We start from the raw sequence: 21,025 nt of genomic DNA, 5'->3' as shown, positions 1-21,025 counted from the left end.
GTTCATCCGATCGCCGCGCCGGGGTCGACCTTTAGCGCCACGCGAATCGCCAGTGTGCTGGCCAGCGCGCAGATCACCAGCGTGGCCACCAGTCCGGTGACGGCGTCGCCGGGCAGCAGCAACACAAACTTGGGAAACGCGGGCGCCCAGAAAGTGGCGGCCACCTTGCCCACGGCAAAGCCGATCAGGCCCAGGCCCAGCGCCTGCTGCAGGATCATGCCGGCGATGGTGCGGTCGCGGGTGCCGATGAGTTTGAGCACCGCGATTTCCCTCAGCTTGCCCATGGTCATGGTGTAGATGATGAAAGCCACAATGGCCGCGCTTACGATGGCGAGAATCACCAGGAACATGCCGATCTGCTTCGCCGAATTCGCGATCAGCTTCACCACCAGGATGTCTTCCATGCCGTCGCGCGTGTACACGCTCAGGTGTTTCCAGCGGCGGATTGGCTCGGCCACCTGTTCGGGCGTGAAGCCCGGTGCAATCTGCACCAGCACCGCGTTCACATTGCGGCTGCTGGTCTGCAGGTTTTGCACTGCGTCCAGCAGGCCGGGGTTGCCCGGGCGGTTGAAGACCGGGTTGGCGGCGGTGCGCGCACGGTCATTGACGATGGCGTCGTTGTCCTTCAGGAACTGCGTTTCCTGTGCGTCCTTCAGCGGCACGAACAGCATCGGGTCACCGCCCGACGACACCATGCGCCGCGTCAGCCCCACCACCGTGTAGTCGTGCCGGCGGATGCGGACCGTCTCGCCAAGCTGAAAGCCGGTCTTCACATCGGCCACTGCCTCGTAGTGGCTGCGCGTGAGGTGGCGCCCGGCCACCAGGTAACCTGGTGCGCCCGGCTGGCCGGTTTCGATGCCCACCACCATGACGCGGTTGTCTTTGCCCTGGCGCGCCACCTGCATGGTGAAGTAGGTCACGTTGGCTGCCGTGGCCACGCCCGGCATGCCGCGCACGCTGCGCACCACGTCGTCCTTGATGTTCGACGATTCGGCGTACGGACCCTGCGTGTCCTTCTGCACCACCCACAGGTCGGCGCGGCTGTTGGCCAGCAGCGCGTGCGCGTCGTCCACCATGCCGCGGTACACGCCGGCCATGGTCAGCGTCACGCCAATCAGCAGGCCCAGGCCCAGCCCGGTCAGCACGTACTTGCTCCATCCGTGCAGGATGTCGCGCCCCGCCAGGCTGATCACTTCGCGCCTCCTGTGGGCATCAGTTGATCGACCACAGCAATGCGCGCATCGGGCTTCAGTGCGCTCTGGCTGTACAGCACCACCGTATCGCCCTCGATCACACCATCCAGTGCCTGCACCATGCCGTCGAGCCCCTGCACACCCAGGGTCACTGGCACAAACACCAGTGCACCTGCCTCCAGCCGCCACACGCCAGTTTTTCCGTCGTGCTGCTGCACGGCCGCGTTGGGCAGCAGCAGGCTCTCGGCGGTGGCCGGCAAGGCCAGTGTCACCTCGGCCATCTCGCCCACCGACACCCCCGCTGGCAAATCGTCAAAAGCAACCATCGCCAACCGCTCCTCGGTCACACTGTCGGCCAGCGCTTCCACCCGGGCCAGGGTGCCGTTCAGCAGTTCGCCCGGGCGCGAGCGCAGCGCGATGCGGGCCACCAGCCCCGGCGTCAGGCCTGCCGACCGGCCCTGGTCCACCCGCAGCTTTACCCACAGGCTCGCCGGATCGATGAGCCTCAGCACGGCCTGGCCCGCCACCACCGTGGTGCCGGCTTCAGCGTCGCGCGCGGTCACCACCGCTGCGGCGGGTGCCACCAGTCTGAGGTTGTCGCGCTGCTGCGCCAGCGCGGCGCGTTCGGCGCGCAGGCGGGTGACGTCCTGTGCGCTGCCGCCCAGGTTCGCCTGGGCCGCCTGGAGCCCGGCGTTGGCCGAGGCCACCTCCTGTGATCGGGCTTCCAGCGCGCCAGCGCTGATGAAGTTTTGCCGCGCGAGGTCCTCGTTGCGCTTCAGGTTCGCCATTGCCAGCGCGCGCCGCGCCTGTGCATCGGCCACTTGCGCGCTCACCGCTTGTTGAGCGCTCTGTGCGCGGGCCAGGGAGGCGTCCAGCGCTGCCAGCCGCTGGTCCAGGTCCACTGGATCCATTGCGGCCAATGACTGACCGGGTTGCACTGTTTCGCCCACGTCAACCTGCACGTCCAGCACACGCCCGGCTGCGGTCGGTCCCAACATCCAGCTGCGTCGAGCCTCGACCTGACCAATGCCGAAGATCTCGGGCAGCACGCTGCCCTTTTTCACTGCGGTCACCTGGACCTTGATGGGGGCCAGCGGCCCGGTGCGCAACGCCACAAAGGCCAGCGCACCGACCAGCGCCAGTGCCAGAGCGCCCAGCAACAGCCGGCGCGAGTTTTGAGGGTTCATCTTCATGGGGAGGTCTCCGGGGTGCGTCGTGCTCTGGTGGGCGGTGCGGCAATGGCTTGCTGGAAAAGGTCGAAAACGGCGGGAGCCAGAACACGCATGGAACGCACCTGGCCATTCAGCAGCGACTGCATCACCAGTCCCTGCACCGAGCCGATGAACAGCACGGCTGCCGCTGGCAGGTCGGTGCCAGGCGTCAGCTGTTGTGCCGCCTGGGCCTGCTGAAGCAGACCATTGAGCAGCGTGCGATAGGTCTGCATCAACCTGCGCACGCACGCCTTGAGTGGCGTGTCTTCGGGACGCTGAAGTTCCTGAAAGATCACGCGTGGCACACCAGGCTGCTCCACCACGAATTCCACATGGGCCATGAACACCGCGCGCAGCGCCGCCAGTGGCTGCGCTTGCGCGGTGGCTGCGGCGTGCAGACGTGCCAGCAGGTCCTGATGCACGAAGTCCATCACGGCCAGCCAGATGGCTTCCTTGGTCTCGAAGTGTCGAAACACCGCGCCCTGCGTGATGCCCACCGCCTGCGCCAAAGCAGCCGTGGTCACGTCGGCCGGATTGCGGTCGGCGGCCAGAGCCAGCGCCGCAGCCACCAGTTCGGCCTGGCGGGTATGGGTGGCTTGTTTGGGTCGCATGGGGTATGAATGTAATTTAGTAATTACTTATATTCAAGTGCGAAATGCCACCGGATTACAGACGGCGCTCTTCGCCCCTTGCTGTTCAGGAGGCAGACCGCCCAGTCGGACACACGCTCAGAAGCTCCCGAACACCGTGCCCAGCGCTACCACAGCCACCAGAGCCAGCAAGGGAAAGGCCACCGCCACCACAAAGATGTCGAAATAGCTCTTGCGGTGTGACAGCCCGCAGATGCCCAGCAGCGTGATCACCGCGCCGTTGTGGGGCAGGGCGTCGAGACCGCCGGTGGCGATCGCGGTCACCCGGTGCAGCAGGTCGGGCGCGATGCCGGCGGCCTGGCCCATGGCCAGCCAGGTGTCGCCCAGTGTCTGCAGCGCGATGCTCATGCCGCCCGATGCCGAACCGGTGATGCCGGCCAGGATGTTCACCGCGATGGACACGCTCACCAGCGGGTTGCCCGGCGCGATGCCCAGCACCGCGTCGCGGATCAGCGTGAAGCCGGCGAGCGAGGCGATCACCGCACCAAAACCCACCTGTGAAGCGGTGTTGAGCAGCGGCAGCACCGAGCTGGTGGCACCGGCTTCCAAAGTGGGCACCAGTGTTGTCAGGCGCTGGCGTTGCAGCACCAGCAACAGCACGATGGCGGCGCTGAGTGCACCGATCACGGCCCAGATGCCCCGCAGGTTGTTGATGTGGGTGGCGCCAAAGCGCGGCTCGGCCAGGTAGGCGGTGTCCAGGGTGGGAAACACCCAGGTCGCCAGGACATAGTTGAGCGCGATCACCAGCACCACCGGCGCAATGGCGCGGGCGAACGCGGGGCGGCTGAATGTTGCGTTGGTCACTGGTGGGGCCGCCTCGGCCACACCCGCAGCGCTGGATTTGGAAGCGTTGGCCGGATCGTCCAGCGTGGGGGCATCGGCGTCTTCTCCGTAGCCCTCGCCTTGCGACTTCGCCCGCGCGGCGCGGCGCGTGAGCCACAGCGTGCCCAGTGCCAGCATCACGGCGCCGCCGATCAGCCCCAGCCCAGGCGCGGCAAACGGCGTGGTGCCGAAATAGGGCATGGGAATGGCGTTCTGGATGGCGGGCGTGCCGGGCAGCGCCGTCATGGTGAAAGTGAATGCGCCCAGCGCGATGGTGCCGGGGATCAGTCGCTTGGGCACGTCGGCCTGGCGGAACAGCGCCGCCGCAATGGGGTAGACCGCGAACGCCACCACGAAAAGCGAGACGCCGCCATAGGTGAGCACCGCGCAGGCCAGCACAATGGCCAAGATGGCACGTTGCTCGCCAAGGCCGGCGACGACTCCGTGGGCAATCACGCGCGCCGCACCCGAGGCTTCCATGAGCTTGCCAAACACGGCGCCCAGCAGGAACAGCGGAAAAAACGCGATCACGAAGCCGCCCAGTGCCGGCATGAAGATCTGCGTGTAGCTCGCCAGCAGCGGTGCTCCGGGCGTGAAGATTGCGGCCAGCAGGGCCATGAGCGGCGCCAGGATCAGCACGCTCACGCCACGGTAAGCCAGCGCCATGAGCAGGACCAGCGCCAGAACGATACCCGCGATGCTGGTCACGACACCAGCGCTCCGGACAGGTCAAGGCTGCTGCGCACGCCGATGTCGTCCCCGTGTTGCTCAAGCCAGCTGTCCGCAGCCTTGACGCCCAGGTCGTGCAACTGCAAAAGGAAGGCCCACTGGGTCGACGACTTGCTGTCCGCACCCAGGGGCGCGAGCGAGGCCCCACCGTCGATCAGGTGCACTCGAAGCGCATCGACGCGCTGGAACAAGGGGTTGCGGTAGGCATGGGCGGGTCGCCCTTCTTCGCCGATCAGTTGCTTGAGCAGGGCGATGGACCGCATCTCCTTGACCAGGCTGGCATTGAAGGTCACTTCATTGATACGGTCCAGGATGTCGCCGGCCCGGGTGGGCAGGGCTGCGCGCTCGATCGGGTTGATCTGCACCAGCAGCAGGTCGTCGGCAGCGCTCTGGGCGATCAGCGGCATCAGCGACGGGTTGCCAGCGTAGCCGCCGTCCCAGTAGCCCTCACCGTCGATCTCCACCGCCTGGAACATCAGCGGCAGGCAGGCCGAAGCCATCACCATGTCGGCGTTGAGTGTGCTCTGGTCGAACACCCGCAGCGCGCCTGTGCGAACCTGAGTGGCAGCGATGAAGAGTTGGGTCTTGTCACATTGGCGCACGCGTTCAAAGTCCACCGTGTCCACCAGAATGTCGTGCAGCGGGTTCAGGTTCAGCGGGTTGAGCTGGTACGGTGAAAACTGCTGCCCCCACAGGCTGGCGGCGCGCTTCCAGGGTTCGATCCAGGGCGCCAACAGGTCGGCCGCTGGGCCGGCCAGCGTGCCCAGCGGACCGCTCTGGAGGTGGTGGAAAGGCGAGGACTGCGATACCCGCTGCCAGAAATTGCGCAACACGCGTTGGGCACCTTCACGCCCGCCATCCATCAACCCGGCCGCCAGTGCCACCGCGTTCATCGCGCCCGCGCTGGTGCCGCTGATGGCCGCGATCTCCAGCCCGTCTTCCTCCAGCAGCCGGTCCAGCACACCCCAGGTGAAGGCGCCATGCGAGCCGCCGCCTTGCAGGGCCAGGTCGATCTGCATGCGCCGATGGGAAACGCCGGGGGTGCGCGGTCGGGGGTGTGGTGGTTTGCTCATGCGGTGTCCTTGTCAACACGCTATTGTGCATTGCAGCATATTTGGCGGTGAAGTTGCGCCACACAGCGCAGCAGAGGGCGGGAAGTGCAGAAGCAGGGTTTCATCATCTGCAAAAAACCCAGGCGCGCTCCTTCGGCTGACGACCGCTGGCCAGGCACCGGCAGCCTGGCCACCAGAACTCCCACCGTTCGGGGCTCTCCCGGCCAATAATCGCGGTTTATCCAGAGGCCGCTGCATGACATCACCCACCACACCCCCTTTGTCCAAAGCCCGTACCGGCGGCAACCTGGTTTTTCTCTCCGGCGAACTGCCTTTCAACACCGATGGCAGCGTGCCCGAAGGCATCGAGGCCCAGACGGCGCTCACCCTCGACCGCATCGAAGCCACCTTGAAAGCCCAGGGCCTGGAGCTGAGCGATGTCATTTCCGTCACGGCCTACCTGATCGATGCCGGCGACTTTACCGCGTTCAACCAGGTGTACGCACAGCGATTCCAGCCACCCTTCCCGGCGCGCACCACGGTGCGCGCCGACCTCATGCGGCCCGGTCCGCGGCTGGAACTCACAGCGGTGGCACTGGCACGAACATGACCAAGAGCATCGTGGTGCTCGGGGCCGGCATGGTCGGCACCTGCACCGCTCTTCACCTGGCCCTGCGCGGCCACGCCGTGACCCTGGTGGACCGGCGCGAGCCCGGGCGCGAAACTTCCTACGGCAATGCCGGCCTGATCCAGCGCGAGGCGGTCGAGCCGTACGCCTTCCCGCGCCAGCTGGGCACCCTTGCGCGCGTGGCGCTCAAGCGCGGTGCCGATGTGAACTACCACTTCGGCGCGTTGGCCGGCCTGGCCCGGCCGCTGGCGCGCTACTGGGCCCACTCGCAACCCCGGCGCCATGCGTTGCTCTCGCAGGCCTTCGCCCGCCTGATCGAGCACAGTACCCTGGAACACGCGCCGCTGATCGAGCAGGCCGGTGCTGGCGATCTGGTGAAGCGCGACGGCTACCATTTTGTGTTCCGCAGTTCTGTGTCCATGCAACAGGCTGCAGACAAGGCGCGCGCGCTGGAGCAATCGCACGGCCTGCGTCACACAACGCTGGACCCCGACGCACTTGCCGCCGCCGAACCCGCCCTGCGCACCCGGCTGGCTGGCGCCATCCACTGGCACGACACCTGGGCCGTGAGCGACCCTGGTGCGCTGGTGGCCCGCTACGCGGACCTCTTTGAAAAAGTGGGCGGCACCCTGGCCAAAGGCGATGCCGCCAGCCTGAACCCCACAGCCAGTGGCTGGCAGGTGCGCACCGAAAATGGCGCGATCAGCGCCGAGCACGCGGTGGTGGCGCTGGGCCCCTGGTCCGACACGCTGCTGCGCCAGCTCGGCTACCGTTTCCCGCTGTTCGTCAAGCGCGGTTACCACCGCCATTACCGGGGTGGCGAGCCGCCCCGGCTGGCGATGTACGACGTCGATCGTGGCCTGGTGCTGGCACCCATGCGGCAGGGCGTGCGCATCACCACCGGGGCCGAATTCGCCCAGCTGGATGCCCGGCCCACACCCGTGCAGCTCGACCGCGCCTGGGCCCTGGCCCGCGAACTGGTGGACCTGCCCGAACCGGTGGAGCCCGAGCCCTGGCTGGGCGCGCGGCCCTGCACCGCCGACATGCTGCCCGTCATCGGCCCGGCGCCACGCCATCGCGGTCTCTGGTTCAACCTGGGTCATGCGCACCAGGGTTTCACCCTGGGCCCAGTGAGCGGGCGGCTGATGGCGGAAATGATCGAAGGCCAGACACCCGTGGTCGATCCCAAGCCCTACGCACCCGCGCGCTTTGGTTGAAGGCGGGTGATCTGGCTTGACTCCTTCCCCCAGCGGGGGAGGAGCAAGTCACGGTGAATCGCAACCTTTCAGCCTCCTGCCATGCGTCTGGGACAATGCGTGTTTGCTCCGGGCCTGTCCAACTGCCGTTTCCAGGCCAACGCGCCCGCATGACCCAACCCAACCCCACCGCCGAAGCACCTTCCCCGACCGCCGATGCCGGGGTGGCCGGTCCCCTGGCCCGCGAGGCCCTGGCGCTGGCTGCTTTCGACCACATGGTGGCGCGCGCGCCCGGTTTTCGCTCGCGCCCGGGCCAGCGCGACATGGCAGCGCTGATCGCCCACACCCTCAGTGGCGTGCGCCTGGGCGATGGTGCCGTGACCGGCGACGCCGCCCTGCCGGATCGCGGTATTGCCGTGGTGCAGGCGGGTACCGGTGTGGGCAAGTCGGCGGCCTATGCGTCCACCGTCATTCCACTGGCGCTGGCGCAACAGAAGCGCGTGATCATCTCCACCGCCACCGTGGCCCTGCAGGAACAGCTCATCGCCAAGGACCTGCCCGCCCTGAGTGCCGCGCTGCCCGAATCCTTCACCTTTGCGCTCGCCAAAGGGCGTGGCCGCTACGTGTGCCGTCTCAAGCTTGACCAGCTCAGCGGTGGCGACGCCGCCAGCGCCGACCTGTTTGAAAGCGACGACGCGCTGCAGGCCAACGACGAAACGCCGGACCAGGCGGCCGCAGGCGCCGTGGCCCGCGCCGCCGGCAGTGCGCGCAGCGCCGAGCGCTGGCTTGAGCGCGCCCGCACCTACACCGAATGGGCGCAGTCGCTGGACGGCGGCACCTGGGACGGTGACCGCGACCGGCTGGACACGCCCCCGGAAGGCGACTTGTGGACACCCGTGGCGGCCGAGCGCCACAGCTGCACCGCCCGCCACTGCCCCAGCTACAACAGCTGCAGCTACTACCAGGCCCGCGCGCGGCTGGCGCAGTCGCAGGTGATCGTGGTCAACCACGATCTGCTGCTCTCCACCCTGGGCCTGCACGCGCTGCCCGACCCTTCAGATTGCTATGTGGTGTTCGACGAAGCCCACCACCTGGGGCCGGTGGCGCAGGGGCAGTTCACCGAAAGCATGGACCTCATGCGCAGCCAGTGGCTGGACCGCCTGCCGCGCGCGGTGGAAGAGGTGGCCGGCGCGATGAAGCACACACCAGGGGTGGACGTGGCACTGCTGGCGCGCGAACTCAAGGCCGCGCAGGCTGAGCTGGCACGCCTGGCCATGGCCCGCTTCGGCGAGTCGCCGGAATGGCTCGCGCTCACGGGTCGGGCCAGCAACCGCCCCGTGTCTCGACAAGCCGTCCCTGAACGCTGGAACGCCTCCAGCCCGGTGGTGGATCGCTTCGAAGGCGGCGCCCTGCCCACCGGCTGGGCCGAGACCGTGTCCCAGCTGCACACCCGCGCCAGCGCCCTGCTCAAGGTGATGGAAACCCTGGCCACCCAGCTCAAGGCCAACGCCCGCGACAACCCGGGTGACGCCGCGCGCTGCGCCAAGCTCTACAGCCGCCTGGGCGTGCTCGCGCCGCGCCTGCAGCACGCCCAGGCCACGGCGGAACTCTGGCTGCAGGAGGCCGACGAAGGCCATCCGCCACTGGCCAAGTGGCTGGAGGCCGGTATCCAGCACGGCCTGGTCACGCTCACCGCGCACGCCTGCCCGCTGCAGCCCGGCAGCCTGCTGCGCCACCAGCTCTGGAGCAAGGTGCGCGCAGCGGTGGTCACCTCCGCATCGCTGGTCACCTGTGGCGGGTTTGATCATTTCCTGCAGGAATCTGGCCTGGCCTTCGACGACGCTGTGGTGGCCCGCGAAGTGCAAAGCCCGTTCGACCACGCCACCCAGGGTCGCCTGGTGGTGGTGCAGACCCAGGCCGACCCGAAGGACGTGGAGGGCTACACGCGCGAAATGCTGGATGCGCTGATGGCGGACCTGGCCGAGGTGCAGCGAGGTGCGCTGGTGCTGTTCACATCGAGGGCACAGCTGCGGCGCGCTCAAGACCTGCTGGAGCGCGGCCTGCACAGCGACCTGCGCAACAAGGTGCTGGTGCAGGGCGAAGCCTCGCGCACCCAGTTGCTGCAGAGGCATGCCGAACGGGTGCGGGCGGGCCGTGCATCCATCCTGTTCGGCCTTCAATCGTTCGGCGAAGGTCTGGATCTGCCTGGCGAACTGTGCGAATGGGTGTTCATCACCAAATTGCCGTTCGCCTCGCCCAGCGATCCCGTGGGCCAGGCCCGCGCCGACTGGCTCAAGGCCCAGGGTCGCGACCCGTTCAGCGAGCTGGTGGTGCCCGCCACCGGCGCGCGCCTCTTGCAGTGGACAGGCAGGGCTTTGCGTTCAGAGACCGACGAGGCGGTGGTCGTTTGCTACGATGCCCGCTTGCTGAGGCAGTCCTATGGGCGACGCATGCTCAAGGGGTTGCCACCCTATAGGCTGCAACGCCGCGTGGGCACAGTGCTCACCGATGTGAGTACCTGAGTTCACCGTTCCAACCCCGTTCGGGCCGAGCTTGTCGAAGCCTATGCCCCCTCTTTTTCACGAGACCGCCCGCCCATGATCTACGCCACCCTCAAACTGCTGCACATCCTGTCCATCGTCGTGTGGGTCGGCGGCATGGTGTTTGCCCTGTTCTTCCTGCGTCCGGCCGCGCTGATGCTGGAGCCACCACAGCGTGTTCGCCTCATGCACGCGGCCTTGCAACGTTTCTTCTCTGCCGTGCTGGTGGCGGTGGTGCTGGTGCTGGTTTCAGGGGTGTGGATGATGGGCCGCGTGGCCAAGGAAACCGTGCAGGCCGGGCTCAGCTTCAACATGCCGCTGAACTGGACGCTCATGACCGTGCTCGGTCTCGTGATGATGGCCATCTTCGGTCACCTCCGCTTCGCCCTCTTCAAGCGCCTGAACAAGGCCTTGGAGGCCAGCGACTGGTCCGCCGGTGGCGTCGCCCTGGCATCGATCCGGACCTGGGTCGCGATCAACCTGACCATCGGCGTCGCCGTCATCGGGATCGCCGTGACGATGGCCTGAGGACCGGAACACCCCCGCAACGTTCCGCCTGTGCAAGCCGTGGCTTCGGGCGATACTCGCTGCTGAATCAGCGCGGTGCAGCGATGGCAGCGCCCATGGGCAGCAGGTCCTCGCCGCGCACGCGACGCCACAGCCAAGGTAGCGCCTGTCCGATGTCGGCTCGTGCCACGACCTGGGTGGCGGTTGCCTGACCGACGGTCTCAGGGGTGCCGACGTCGAAGTCGAACACGTACGCAGGCTCCTGCCCCATGCGCAGATCGGTCACCATCAGGCGCCCTTCGGGGGTGGTGCGCAGGCGGTAGAAGCCATGGGTGAATGCGGCCATGCGGGCCACCGGCTCGGCCTCGCCGTGCTGTTCGATCAGGGCAGCGCCCCGGTCGTGCGAGGTCCAGCGCACCATGGGTTTTCGGTCCAGCAGCGAGTAATAGCCCTCGTGGTAGTGCGTGGGGGTCACGGCCACCAGTCGCCACAGCACCGTGTTGAAGGGGGCTGGTGTCACCAGCAGCCGCTCGGCGTTGACGCCTTGCTCCTGCAGAGAGGCGCGTGCCACGCCGGTGGCCACCTGCTGCGCCACCACGCTCCAGCCGAGGTAGGCGGTGCTCACCATCAGCCCCACCAGGTTCCAGCGCAGGCCACGTTCCACCCGGCTCAACGCGAGCGCAGCCACCACGCCCGCCAGCAGCGGCAAGGTGTAGGCAGGGTCGATAATGAACATGCTGTCCACGCCAAAGGGCCGGTCGGTGAACGGCTGCAGCAACTGGGTGCCGTAGACCGTCATGGCGTCGAGCAACGGGTGGGTGAACAGGGCCAGCCACAGCGCCAGCCACCAGCGCCTGAACAGCGCGGTTTCGCCATGGATGCGCGACACCCCCCACGCCATCAGCGGTGCGAACAGCGTGGTGAAGAACAGCGAATGGGTCTCGGCCCGGTGCAGCACCATGTTCAGAATGGCGTCGCCGTGGTCGATGAAGGCGTCCAGGTCGGGCAAGGTCCCGGCCACCGCACCCCAGGCCGCCGCCTTCCACACGGCGGTGCGCCGGCCCATCACGGCCACGGTCACGGCCGAGCCCAGGGCAATCTGTGTCAATGAATCCATGCGCGGAGCTTAATTGCAGACCAGAGAAGCTGAGCATCAAGGGGACATTTCGCAGCATCCAGATGCAGCTGTTTTCGCCACCTCAACGGTGCGAAGTGCCTCATTCCAGAGATGCGGTGGAACCGGCTTTACCGGGCCACTCGCATCGCCCTCCTCGGGGGGTGACGCGCAACGGCGCGGGGGGGTCAAGCCGCCACCACGATAGGAAAATCCGCCTTGAGTCCATCGCTTCCCGGGGTGAACGGCACCGTGAGCGCGGCCCGCCCCCTTTCGTCCAGCCGTCGCCACAGGAAGTCGCGCTCGTTGCCCGGGTCGCCTGCCACATACATCTGGGTGGTGAGCAGGGTCTGCCGGTCGAGCTTGACCTTCACATGGATGTGCGGTGTGCGGCTCGAATATGGCACCGGCTTGAGGGTGCGAAAGCGGTAGCGGCCGTCGCGCCCCACGCTGACCTGGCCAAAGCCCTGGAACGCCGGGTCGGCCCGGTTGCCGTCGCCCGGGTGGTGGTAGCGCCCTGCGTGGTCGCACTGCCAGATCTCGACCGAGGCGCCTGACACAGGGGTGCCCCTGGTATCGGTCACCACGCCCTCCACCCAGGCGGGTTCCCCTTGGCGGTAGTCCACCTGCCCGTTGCGCAGCAGGTCGAAATCGCTGTCGGCGGGCAGCGCCACCGGGTAGAACGGGCCTTCCGTCTGGCTGGGCGTGGGGCGCAGGGTTGTCTGGGCGCGTGCGGGGGTAATCCAGGCCGGTGCGGCCAGCGTGGCGGCGGTGGCCAGCATCAGCCGGCGGCGAACGGGGGAGGGCAGTGTGTTCATGGGGGCTCCAGGGTGACCACAAAACCCGCCCCGGATCGCCTCAGGGCTCGGGTCGCGGGCGCGGCGGTGTTTGCAGGTCCAGCGAGACGAACCGCATGTCGTGGTCGTCCGGATCGCCGGGCATGTCCGTCTCTTGGAAGCCCAGCGAGCGGGCAAGTTCCAGCATCCCGCGGTTGATGCTCAGCACGGTGCCCACCAACTGATGGGTGCCGCGTGCGCGCAGGTGACCAATCATCTTGCTCATCAGCCGGTGACCCAGCCCGCTCCCCTTGAGGTCCGAGCGCACGATGACGCCGAACTCGGCGGTGTGGTTGTCCGGGTCCACCGTGGCGCGCACGGTGCCCAGGGTCTCTTCGCCACCCTCGGGCAAGGCGCGCGTGGCAATGAAGGCCATCTCGCGGGCGTAGTCGATCTGCGTCAGGCGGGCGAGCTCGCTGTGCTCGATGCTGCGCCGGCTGTAGAACACGCGCAGCCGGATGTCTTCCGGGTCCAGCTTTTCCAGAAAAGTGCGGTGCTGGGCTTCGTCTTCCGGGCGGATCGGGCGCAGCACCACGATCTGGTCCTGCCAGGTCCAGTCTTCGATGAGTTCGGTGGGGTAGGGCTGGATCGCGAAATGGTGTGCCCCGGCAGGGCACTGCGCCGACACCCGCACCCGGGCGTCCAGCGCGATGGCACCTTCGTGGTTGACCAGCAGCGGGTTGATGTCGAGTTCGGCCAGCTCGGGCACGTCCACCAGCAGCTGGGACACCGACACCAGCACCTCGGCAACCGCATCCAGGTCGGCGGCGGGCTCGTAGCGGTAGCCCTGCAGCAGGCGCGCGACCCGGGTGCGTGCAATCTGGGCCAGTGCCAGTGGTGTGTTCAGCGGCGGTAGCGCCAGCGCGCGGTCTGCCAGCACCTCCACAGCAGTGCCGCCATCGCCGAACAGCACCACCGGTCCGAACATCGGGTCCACACTGACCCCGACGATCAGTTCATGGGCATGCTTCTTTCGCACCATGGGTTGCACGGTGAAGCCCAGCACCGCTGCGTCGGGCCGGGCCGCGCGCACGCGCGCCAGCATGGCGGTGCAGGCCTCGGCCAGTTCGGCGGCGTTGCCGATGTTCAGGCGCACCCCGCCCACGTCCGATTTGTGCGTGATGTCATGCGAGAGGATTTTCAGCGCCACCGGATAGCCCATGGCATCGGCGGCAGCGCAGGCAGCGCTGGTATCGGCCTGGACGATCCGGGTGGGCACCACAGGCAGCCCGGCGGCGGCCAGAAAGTCCTTGGCTTCGGGTTCGGTCAGCAGTTCGCGCCCGCTGGTGAGCACCGTCTCCACGATGTCGCGCAGGCGTGACAGGTCCACCGCCTGAGTGGCACTGTGCGCGGGTGGCGTCTGAAGCAATTCCGCCTGGTGCTGTCGGTAGGCGCGCAGGAACGAAAACGCCCGGATCGCTTCTTCGGGCGTGTTGTAGTCGGGCACCCCCGCATCCCGGAAAGTCTGGCGTGCCTGGGCCACCGCCCGGTCACCCAGCCAGCAGCCCAGCACCCGCTGAGGGAGCGCCTTGATGGCCGGCAGCAGCGCCTGTGCAATGTCCGCGCTGGGCACGATGGCTGTGGGCGCATGAATGAACAGCACCGCACTTTGCGGATCGCTCGCCAGCGCCTCCAGCGCCGCCACATAGCGCTCACAGGGCGCATCGCCGATGATGTCGACCGGGTTGGCGTGCGACCAGTTGGCCGGCAGCACGGCATCCAGCCTGGCCTTGATCGCATCGTCCAGCTCGGCCAGCGGCACGTTGGCGGCCGCGGCCGCGTCCGCAGCCATCACGCCGGCGCCGCCGCCGTTGGTGAGCACAATGAGCCGTTCGGTCGGTCCATCCCGAAACCGGGAAAGCGTTTCTGCCGCCAGGAAGAGGTCTTGCAAGCTCTCCACGCGCAGCATGCCGGCCCGTGCGATGGCCGCGTCGAACACCGCGTCGGAACCCGCCAGCGCCCCGGTGTGGGAAGCGGCGGCGGCCTGACCGGCGGTCGACCGCCCGGCTTTCACCACAATCACCGGCTTGTTGCGCGCCGCTGCGCGGGCCGCAGACATGAACTTGCGCGGCTCCTCGATGCTTTCGATGTAGAGCAGGATGGAACGCGTCTTCGGGTCGCTGCCCAGGAAGTCGAGCATGTCGCCGAAGTCCACGTCGGCCCGCTCGCCGAGCGAGACGAAGTGTGAAAAGCCGATGCCGCGCGAGCCCGCCCAGTCCAGCATCGCGGTCACCAGCGCACCCGATTGCGACACGAACGCGAGTTCACCCGGTTGGGCGCCGATGTGCGCGAAGCTGGCGTTGAGCCCCAGGTGCGGCACCAGCATGCCGATGCAGTTGGGTCCGAGAATGCGCAGCGTGTGCACACGGGCGGCGTCCAGCATGGCCCGTTTCTGCTGCGCGTCCAGGCCGGCGGTGACGACAATGGCCGCCCGCGTGCCGCGCGCGCCCAGCGCCTCAATCAACGGGACCACGGTGTCGGCAGGGGTGCAGATCACCGCCAGGTCAGGCGTCTCGGGCAGTGCAGCGACGTTCCGATAGGCTTTGACGCCTTCGAGCGAAGCGTGCTTGGGGTTGACGGGGTAGAGGGCGCCTGCAAAACCGCCATCGCGCATGTTGCGCCACACGGTGGAGCCCACGCTGCCCGGTCGCTGGGATGCACCGAAGACAGCCACCGAGGCCGGGTTGAAAAGGGCGTCGAGGTGGCGGATGCTCATGGATGGGCGTTGGTGTCGTTCCTCAGAACGGGCGGTGCGGCGGGGGTGGCGGTTGTGGGGCAGGCGGCTGCGCCAAAGGTGGCTCAGGTGCAGGACGCTGCGGCGCGAGCGCCCGGGCGGCCTGATCGACCTCGAAGTAGCTGGGGGCCGGGTTGTTGCGGTTCGCCGACATCCATGCAATCAGCGAAGAGCGCATGGCTTCCTCCACCGACATCTCGATCGGATGCACCCAGGTGCGTGGGACGAACACCGTGTAGCCGCCGATCATGTACCCCATGGGCAGGTAGACTGCAATGTTCTCGTTGCTGGCCAGACCCGACGGCAGATCGCTCATGTTCTGCCGGGTGACCAGGCCCACGATAGAGATTTCGCTGTCCGGAGCGCACAGCCGCACCACCTGCTGGGTGTCTTTCTCGTGCGGGGCGAAGTAGTCGGCAAAGTTCTTCAGGGACGAATAAATGCTCTTGATCACCGGCAGGTTGGTGAAAGGCAGCTCCACCAACGACACGAAACGGGTGGTGTAGCTCTGTGAGACCAGATAGCCCAGCGCCAGAATGGCCAGCACCGCCAAGGCGATGCCCAGACCCGGCAGGTAAAAGTCACCGACGATGGGCCGGATCACGAACATGGCCATCGATTCCAGAAAGCTCACAAACAGGAAAAGCAGGTACACCGTGAGGCCCAGTGGCAGCACGGTGAGCAGTCCGCGAAAAAAATACTGGTAAAGGCGTTTCGTCGGCATGGGAAGCATTTCATGGGCGCACACCGGCGCCGGCACCGGGCAGCATAGCAGCCGCCGGCGTCAGCTATGCATGGATCGCGCCAGTTGCAGGCCGGCAGTCCGAATTTTTTCGAGAATCACGCTCTGTTGCCGTGGTGTGCGTGTGGCCAAACCGCTTGCATCCAGGGAAAATGACCCCAGCTGTTGAGCTCACGTCCGTTCCTTCGTGCTGTTTCAGGAACGCCCCCTGGCCCGCTGGGCTCTTGATGGAATGAATTCAATGACTGATTTTCTGGGTCGCGTGCTCAGCGCGGTGCTCAAGCTGGCGCTGGGTGTGGCGGGCTTGGTGTTTCTGCTCAGCCTTCTCCTGGCCAGCCTGGTGGTGGTGCTGGGGCTGTCGCTCTGGGCTCTGTTGACTGGCCGCAAACCGGCCCCTGTGATGGTGTTCGAGCGGTTTCGCCAGACTTCGCAACGCTATGCCCAGGGTGCCTGGGTCCGGCGCCCAGGTTCAGGGGCGACAGGCGCAGCCCCCGGTGATGTGGTCGATGTGCAGGCGCACGAGGTGCCCGATGCGCCTGATCGGCGTCACGATCCTCTGAAACCCGGCCCACGCTCCGGTGGCGATCCGATGGCGCGCATGCAGTACTGAGCTTGCCGCCACCGGTATTCCCGGGCGAGTTCAGGCTTTGTCCGGGTCACCTTGTTTTCGAAGCGCCAGTGCAGCTTCGTACAAGGCGTTGCGGGGCTCGCCGGTGATCTCTGCGCATACGCGAACAGCCGTTTTGAGCGGCAACTCGTCCAGCAAGAGGGCCAGCGTCCGCAGAGCAGACGCATTGATGTCGCCTTCTTTCACTGTTTCGGCGACCTTCGGGTGTACCAGCAGCACGAATTCGCCACGGGTGCGGTGGCTTTCGCCCGCCAGCCACGCGGGAAATGAGGAAGCCTCGATCTGGGCCACTTCCTCGAACTGCTTGGTCAGTTCGCGTCCAATGGTGAGGCGGCGCGCACCGAGCACGGCCAGATCGCGGGCCAGTGCCTCAATCCGGTGCGGTGCTTCAAGCAGCACACATCCCTTGGCTTCCGTGCCGATCTGCAGCACTTGCCGCTGTCGCTCAGCAGCCTTGGGCGACAGAAAACCCGCAAACACAAAAATCCCGTCCCAGCCCGCCTCGCCCGCCACGCTGAGCAGGGCGGTGATGCTGCTGGCACCGGGAACAGGCACACAACGCAACGCAGCGGCAGTGACCACCGCCGCCAGGCGGGCGCCAGGATCGCTCACGCCGGGTGTGCCCGCGTCGCTCACATAGGCCACGCGCTGACCTTCCCGCAGCCGGGTCACCACGGTTTGGGCCGCCTCGGCTTCGTTGTGTTCGTGCAAGGCCAGCAGCGGTTTGTGCAGGCCGTATGTCTGCAGCAGGGAGGCGGTGTGGCGGGTGTCTTCGCAAGCGACGGTATCCGCCAGAGAGAGCACATGCAGCGCCCGCAGGCTGATGTCCGCCATGTTGCCGATGGGTGTGGCCACCATGTAGAGCGCGCCCTGCGGATAATGCTGGTGGGCTGCGGCGTCGCGCGCGGCGAGCAACAGGGATGGGGAGCTGGCAGACAATGTGGACGTTCCGGAAAAAGGGTGTGGTTCAGTCAACCGGTACCGATGCGGGTGCCAGCACCAAGGCCCGTGGGGACCTGGCCGAGCAGGCGGCACTCGAACACCTTCAGAAACAGGGGCTGCGTCTGGTCAAGCGCAATTTCAAGACGCCTGGCCGGGGCGGCGGCGAGGTCGATCTGATTATGCGCGAGCCCGATGGCACGCTGGTGTTCGTCGAGGTGCGCCAGCGCACCGGCAGCGGCAAGGGCGGCGCGGGCGCCAGCATCACGGTCGCCAAAAAGAAACGCATCGTGCTGGCAGCGAGGCACTTTTTGCACCAGATCGGGTCTGAGCCTCCATGCCGATTCGATGTTGTGCTGCTGCAGGGCCCCTCGATGGGGGGTTCGGTGGGTGCATCCATTGAATGGTTGCGAGCGGCTTTTGATACCTCTGCAAGCTTTTGACACCACCCTCAACGCTATGATCCTAGAAACCGCAGTTGACCGCGCTGCCTACCGCTGGAGATGCCCCTGAACACTGACAACCTTGGCCACGAAGCGGCGCACCTCATGGGTGAAGGCGCTACAGACCCGATTGAGCCGCCAGAGCGCGCGCTGGCTGCGTTGCTCCTCCTTGCGGGCATTGGCCCGCTGTGTCGTCGCGCCGTGCCAGTGCACTCGCTGACAGCCCAATCGGATCCGTCCAACTGCGGTTTCTAGGATCATCTCCCCATGCTTCTCCAGCGCATTCAGCAACAGTTCATCGACAGTGCAGATCTGAAGTACCAGTGTGCCCAGTCGCTGGCCCAGCTGGTTGAGGCCGCCACCAACGCCGTGCTGGCCAGCGTGACCGGCGGCGGCAAGGTGCTGGCCTGCGGAAACGGTGCATCGGCCGCAGGCGCGCAGCATTTTGCGGCCAGTTTTGTCGGACGCTACGACCGCGAGAGACCGGAACTGGCTGCGCTTTCACTTTCGGCCGATGCTGCCGTTCTGACGGGAATCGCCAACGATTTCGACGTGCGATCCGTTTATGCGAGGCAGGTGCGCGCGCTTGGCCATGGTGGGGATGTGCTGCTGGCGCTGTCCACCACGGGCAATTCGGCCAATCTGCTGGCGGCCGTGGAAGCGGCCCATGAGCGCGACATGACGGTGGTGGCGCTCACCGGAGCTCGCGGCGGTCGCATGACCCAGTTGCTGCGTGACACCGATGTGCATGTGTGCGTGCCGCACGAGCTGCCCGCACGGATCCTCGAAGTGCACCACCTGGTGCTGCACTGCATTTGCGACGGTGTGGACGCTCAGCTGCTGGGCCTGCCCGAAGCCGTCATCAACGAACTGGAGATCCCTTCATGAACAAGACCCTTCCCCAGACCAGGAGCCGTTTGCTCGCCGTGGCCCTGACTTCTCTGGTGGCCCTGACCGCGTTGTCCGCGTGCACGCCGTTGCTCCTGGGCGGTGCTGCCGTCACCAGCGCCATCGTGGTCAGTGACCGGCGCACGACAGGCGCGCAGCTGGAAGACCAGGCCATCGAACTCAAGGCAGGGAACCGCATCAAGGACGAAGTGGGTTCCCGCGCAAGGGCGCTGGTCACCAGTTACAACCGGCGGGTGCTGCTCACCGGCGAAGTGTCCAACGAACGCGACAAGGCACTGATCGGCGAGATCGTGTCCCGGGTTGAAAATGTGGCCGCGGTGCAGAACGAACTGGAAATCACCAACAGCCCGAGCCTGCGCGAACGCGCAGCCGATACGGTGGTGACCGGTCGGGTAAAGGCCGCCTTCATAGACGTCAATCAGATTCCCGCGTCCGCCTTCAAGGTCACGACAGAACGCGGCACGGTCTACCTCATGGGTCGCGTCACCCAGCGCGAAGCGGACTACGCCACCCAGGTCGCCCGCAACACCCAGGGCGTGCGGCGTGTCGTTCGGGTGCTTGAAATCATCAGTGAAGAAGAACTGGCCCGCATGGCGCCGGCAGCAACGCCAGCACCCGCACCGGCGCAGTAAGACGGCTGGGGTGGGGGCGTTCCTGCTTTCGCTTTTTCGGGGCCGGACTGCTCCTACGGCGAGCGTGGCTTTGCTCCCTCGCCCCTCTGGGGAGAGGGTTGGGGTGAGGGGCCTCTCCGCGCGTTTGCTTCTTTCTTCGGAAGCATGGTTTGGCCGGGTTCGCCCCGGCGGGCGAGTTACCTTTCTTTGCGTTCGCCAAAGAAAGTGACCAAAGAAAGGCGAGCCGGATGCGCTGTCCTTCCGCTGCGCTACGGGCACACTGCGTTGCCCGGTCCGGGCGGGGTGCACGCAAACTCGCCTTCGGCTCAAACTTGCGCGCGTCTTTTTCCGCCCGGCCCTGCGCTACTCGCCAGCGCATGACGGCGGGAGGCGGAATCGGGATCGGACTACCCCTCTCGGAGGGGAGGGTGGCTACCTCAACCGCTTGATCAGGCTCGAGGTGTCCAGCCGGTTTCCGCCTAGGGCTTGCACGTCGGCATAAAACTGGTCCACCAGTGCCGTCACCGGCAGTCGGGCGCCATTGCGCTTGGCTTCGTCCAGCACCAGTCCCAGGTCCTTGCGCATCCAGTCCACGGCAAAACCGAAGTCGAACTTGTCGGCCACCATGGTCTTGCCGCGGTTGTCCAGTTGCCAGCTTTGTGCGGCGCCCTTGCCGATCACGTCGAGCACCTGGTTCATGTCCAGACCGGCTTTTTGACCGAACGCAATGGCTTCCGACAGTCCCTGTACCAATCCGGCGATGCAGATCTGGTTGACCATCTTTGTGAGCTGGCCAGCACCGCTTTCGCCGAGCAGGGTGAAGGCCCGAGAGAAGGCCATGGCGACTGGTTTCACCGCGTCAAAAGCGGCCGCATCGCCGCCACACATCACGGTGAGCTGCCCATTGACCGCACCCGCCTGGCCGCCCGACACCGGCGCATCCACAAATGCCACGCCCAGCGCCTTGGCGGCCTGGTACAGCTCGCGCGCCACATCGGCCGACGCGGTGGTGTGGTCCACGAAGATGGCGCCAGCAGCCATGCCGGCGAAGGCTCCATCCGCACCCAGCGTGATGGCGCGCAGGTCGTCGTCGTTGCCCACACAGGCGAACACGATGTCGGCACCCTGAGCTGCTTCGCGAGGGGTTGGCTGGTGCGCCCCGCCGAATTCGGCCACCCAGGCTGCCGCCTTGGCACTGGACCGGTTGTACACCGTCACAGCGTGTCCGGCCCGCGCAAGATGCCCCGCCATCGGATACCCCATGACCCCAAGGCCAATGAAGGCAACTTTATGGGCTGGGGTGGATTCGTAAGTGCGTTCGGCGATGTTGCTCATGGTGCAGTGCTTTCTGGTCTGGGGTGGCGGCAGAGCCGTACATTGACAGGTTCTGTACAGGCTCCGAATGTCTCATAACCGACGCTCCAGAGGCTGTCTCCGGAGCAAAACCCCCATCAAACAACGCCCACGCGCTCGCTGCGCCAGTCTGTAAAAGTGCCAGGGCGACAAGTGTCGCAGGGCGAGGGAAGAGGACACACCTCCGG

Annotated in this window: 19 protein-coding genes; 8 read left to right on the top strand and 11 right to left on the bottom strand. The window is 66.6% G+C overall.

Features of this window, described 5'->3' with window-relative positions; all coding sequences use genetic code 11:
• Window positions 1–2: 2 nt before the first annotated feature.
• The 5 genes from Q7V46_RS14345 to Q7V46_RS14325 form a co-directional block, all read right to left on the bottom strand.
• Window positions 3–1,193 carry an ABC transporter permease gene (locus Q7V46_RS14345; protein ID WP_304914232.1) on the bottom strand — a complete coding sequence of 397 codons (1,191 nt, stop codon included), beginning with the start codon at window positions 1,191–1,193 and terminating at the stop codon, window positions 3–5.
• The gene (locus Q7V46_RS14340; protein ID WP_304914231.1) at window positions 1,190–2,386 is read right to left on the bottom strand and encodes an efflux RND transporter periplasmic adaptor subunit; all 1,197 of its coding nucleotides are present in this window, start codon (window positions 2,384–2,386) and stop codon (window positions 1,190–1,192) included. The genes Q7V46_RS14345 and Q7V46_RS14340 overlap by 4 nt, the downstream gene beginning before the upstream one ends.
• On the bottom strand, window positions 2,383–3,015 hold the full coding sequence (locus Q7V46_RS14335) for a TetR/AcrR family transcriptional regulator (protein WP_304914230.1): 633 nt from the start codon (window positions 3,013–3,015) through the stop codon (window positions 2,383–2,385). Before Q7V46_RS14335 ends, Q7V46_RS14340 begins: the two co-directional genes overlap by 4 nt.
• A gap of 117 nt (window positions 3,016–3,132) precedes the next feature.
• Window positions 3,133–4,584: a GntP family permease gene (locus Q7V46_RS14330; protein ID WP_304914229.1), complete on the bottom strand. Its 1,452-nt coding sequence runs from the start codon at window positions 4,582–4,584 to the stop codon at window positions 3,133–3,135.
• Entirely contained in the window at window positions 4,581–5,678 is a 1,098-nt protein-coding gene (locus tag Q7V46_RS14325) for a patatin-like phospholipase family protein (protein ID WP_304914228.1), read from the bottom strand. The genes Q7V46_RS14330 and Q7V46_RS14325 overlap by 4 nt, the downstream gene beginning before the upstream one ends.
• 235 nt (window positions 5,679–5,913) lie before the next feature.
• On the opposite strand from Q7V46_RS14325, the gene Q7V46_RS14320 reads away from it, so the two are divergent.
• The 4 genes from Q7V46_RS14320 (at window position 5,914) to Q7V46_RS14305 (ending at window position 10,549) form a co-directional block, all read left to right on the top strand.
• On the top strand, window positions 5,914–6,267 hold the full coding sequence (locus Q7V46_RS14320; RefSeq protein WP_304914227.1) for a RidA family protein: 354 nt from the start codon (window positions 5,914–5,916) through the stop codon (window positions 6,265–6,267).
• Window positions 6,264–7,502 carry an FAD-binding oxidoreductase gene (locus tag Q7V46_RS14315; protein WP_304914226.1) on the top strand — a complete coding sequence of 413 codons (1,239 nt, stop codon included), beginning with the start codon at window positions 6,264–6,266 and terminating at the stop codon, window positions 7,500–7,502. Before Q7V46_RS14320 ends, Q7V46_RS14315 begins: the two co-directional genes overlap by 4 nt.
• Before the next feature lie 149 nt (window positions 7,503–7,651).
• Window positions 7,652–10,003, top strand: coding sequence for an ATP-dependent DNA helicase DinG (dinG, locus tag Q7V46_RS14310; RefSeq protein WP_304914225.1), 2,352 nt, complete (start codon window positions 7,652–7,654; stop codon window positions 10,001–10,003).
• Between the two features lie 75 nt (window positions 10,004–10,078).
• Window positions 10,079–10,549, top strand: a complete 471-nt coding sequence (locus Q7V46_RS14305) for a CopD family protein (protein ID WP_304914224.1) — start codon at window positions 10,079–10,081, stop codon at window positions 10,547–10,549.
• 67 nt (window positions 10,550–10,616) lie between these two features.
• On the opposite strand, the gene Q7V46_RS14300 is transcribed toward Q7V46_RS14305, so the two are convergent.
• The 4 genes from Q7V46_RS14300 to Q7V46_RS14285 all read right to left on the bottom strand — a co-directional run bounded on the left by Q7V46_RS14300 (window position 10,617) and on the right by Q7V46_RS14285 (window position 15,936).
• A complete protein-coding gene (locus tag Q7V46_RS14300) occupies window positions 10,617–11,645 on the bottom strand; it encodes a metal-dependent hydrolase (RefSeq protein ID WP_304914223.1) in 1,029 nt (342 codons plus the stop codon).
• Between the two features lie 185 nt (window positions 11,646–11,830).
• Window positions 11,831–12,424: an intradiol ring-cleavage dioxygenase gene (locus Q7V46_RS14295; RefSeq protein ID WP_370690351.1), complete on the bottom strand. Its 594-nt coding sequence runs from the start codon at window positions 12,422–12,424 to the stop codon at window positions 11,831–11,833.
• A 76-nt stretch (window positions 12,425–12,500) separates the two neighbouring features.
• Window positions 12,501–15,194, bottom strand: coding sequence for a GNAT family N-acetyltransferase (locus Q7V46_RS14290; RefSeq protein WP_304914221.1), 2,694 nt, complete (start codon window positions 15,192–15,194; stop codon window positions 12,501–12,503).
• 22 nt (window positions 15,195–15,216) lie between these two features.
• Window positions 15,217–15,936, bottom strand: coding sequence for a DUF502 domain-containing protein (locus tag Q7V46_RS14285; protein ID WP_304914220.1), 720 nt, complete (start codon window positions 15,934–15,936; stop codon window positions 15,217–15,219).
• Between the two features lie 259 nt (window positions 15,937–16,195).
• Between Q7V46_RS14285 and Q7V46_RS14280 the strand changes: the two genes are divergently transcribed.
• The gene (locus Q7V46_RS14280) at window positions 16,196–16,564 is read left to right on the top strand and encodes a hypothetical protein (protein WP_304914219.1); all 369 of its coding nucleotides are present in this window, start codon (window positions 16,196–16,198) and stop codon (window positions 16,562–16,564) included.
• Between the two features lie 30 nt (window positions 16,565–16,594).
• Here Q7V46_RS14280 and rsmI read toward each other — a convergent pair whose 3' ends face one another.
• Window positions 16,595–17,521 (bottom strand): 16S rRNA (cytidine(1402)-2'-O)-methyltransferase, encoded by a 927-nt coding sequence (gene rsmI, locus Q7V46_RS14275; protein ID WP_304914218.1) that lies wholly within the window; start codon window positions 17,519–17,521, stop codon window positions 16,595–16,597.
• Between rsmI and Q7V46_RS14270 the strand changes: the two genes are divergently transcribed.
• The 3 genes from Q7V46_RS14270 (at window position 17,521) to Q7V46_RS14260 (ending at window position 19,505) form a co-directional block, all read left to right on the top strand.
• Entirely contained in the window at window positions 17,521–17,964 is a 444-nt protein-coding gene (locus Q7V46_RS14270; RefSeq protein ID WP_304914217.1) for a YraN family protein, read from the top strand. The two genes, rsmI and Q7V46_RS14270, sit on opposite strands and share 1 nt — an antisense overlap.
• A gap of 267 nt (window positions 17,965–18,231) precedes the next feature.
• Window positions 18,232–18,852 carry an SIS domain-containing protein gene (locus Q7V46_RS14265; RefSeq protein WP_304914216.1) on the top strand — a complete coding sequence of 207 codons (621 nt, stop codon included), beginning with the start codon at window positions 18,232–18,234 and terminating at the stop codon, window positions 18,850–18,852.
• Complete coding sequence (locus Q7V46_RS14260) at window positions 18,849–19,505, top strand: BON domain-containing protein (protein WP_304914215.1); 657 nt, start codon at window positions 18,849–18,851, stop codon at window positions 19,503–19,505. The genes Q7V46_RS14265 and Q7V46_RS14260 overlap by 4 nt, the downstream gene beginning before the upstream one ends.
• Before the next feature lie 411 nt (window positions 19,506–19,916).
• Here the strand turns inward: Q7V46_RS14260 and Q7V46_RS14255 are convergent, their stop codons facing one another.
• A complete protein-coding gene (locus Q7V46_RS14255) occupies window positions 19,917–20,819 on the bottom strand; it encodes an NAD(P)-dependent oxidoreductase (RefSeq protein ID WP_304914214.1) in 903 nt (300 codons plus the stop codon).
• Window positions 20,820–21,025: the final 206 nt, after the last annotated feature.

The sequence above is a fragment of the Hydrogenophaga sp. genome (genome assembly GCF_030651625.1).
In the GTDB taxonomy this organism is placed as follows: Bacteria; Pseudomonadota; Gammaproteobacteria; order Burkholderiales; family Burkholderiaceae_C; genus Hydrogenophaga.
Note: the sequence above shows the minus strand (reverse complement) of the source record. Positions and strands in the feature narration are given on the sequence as shown.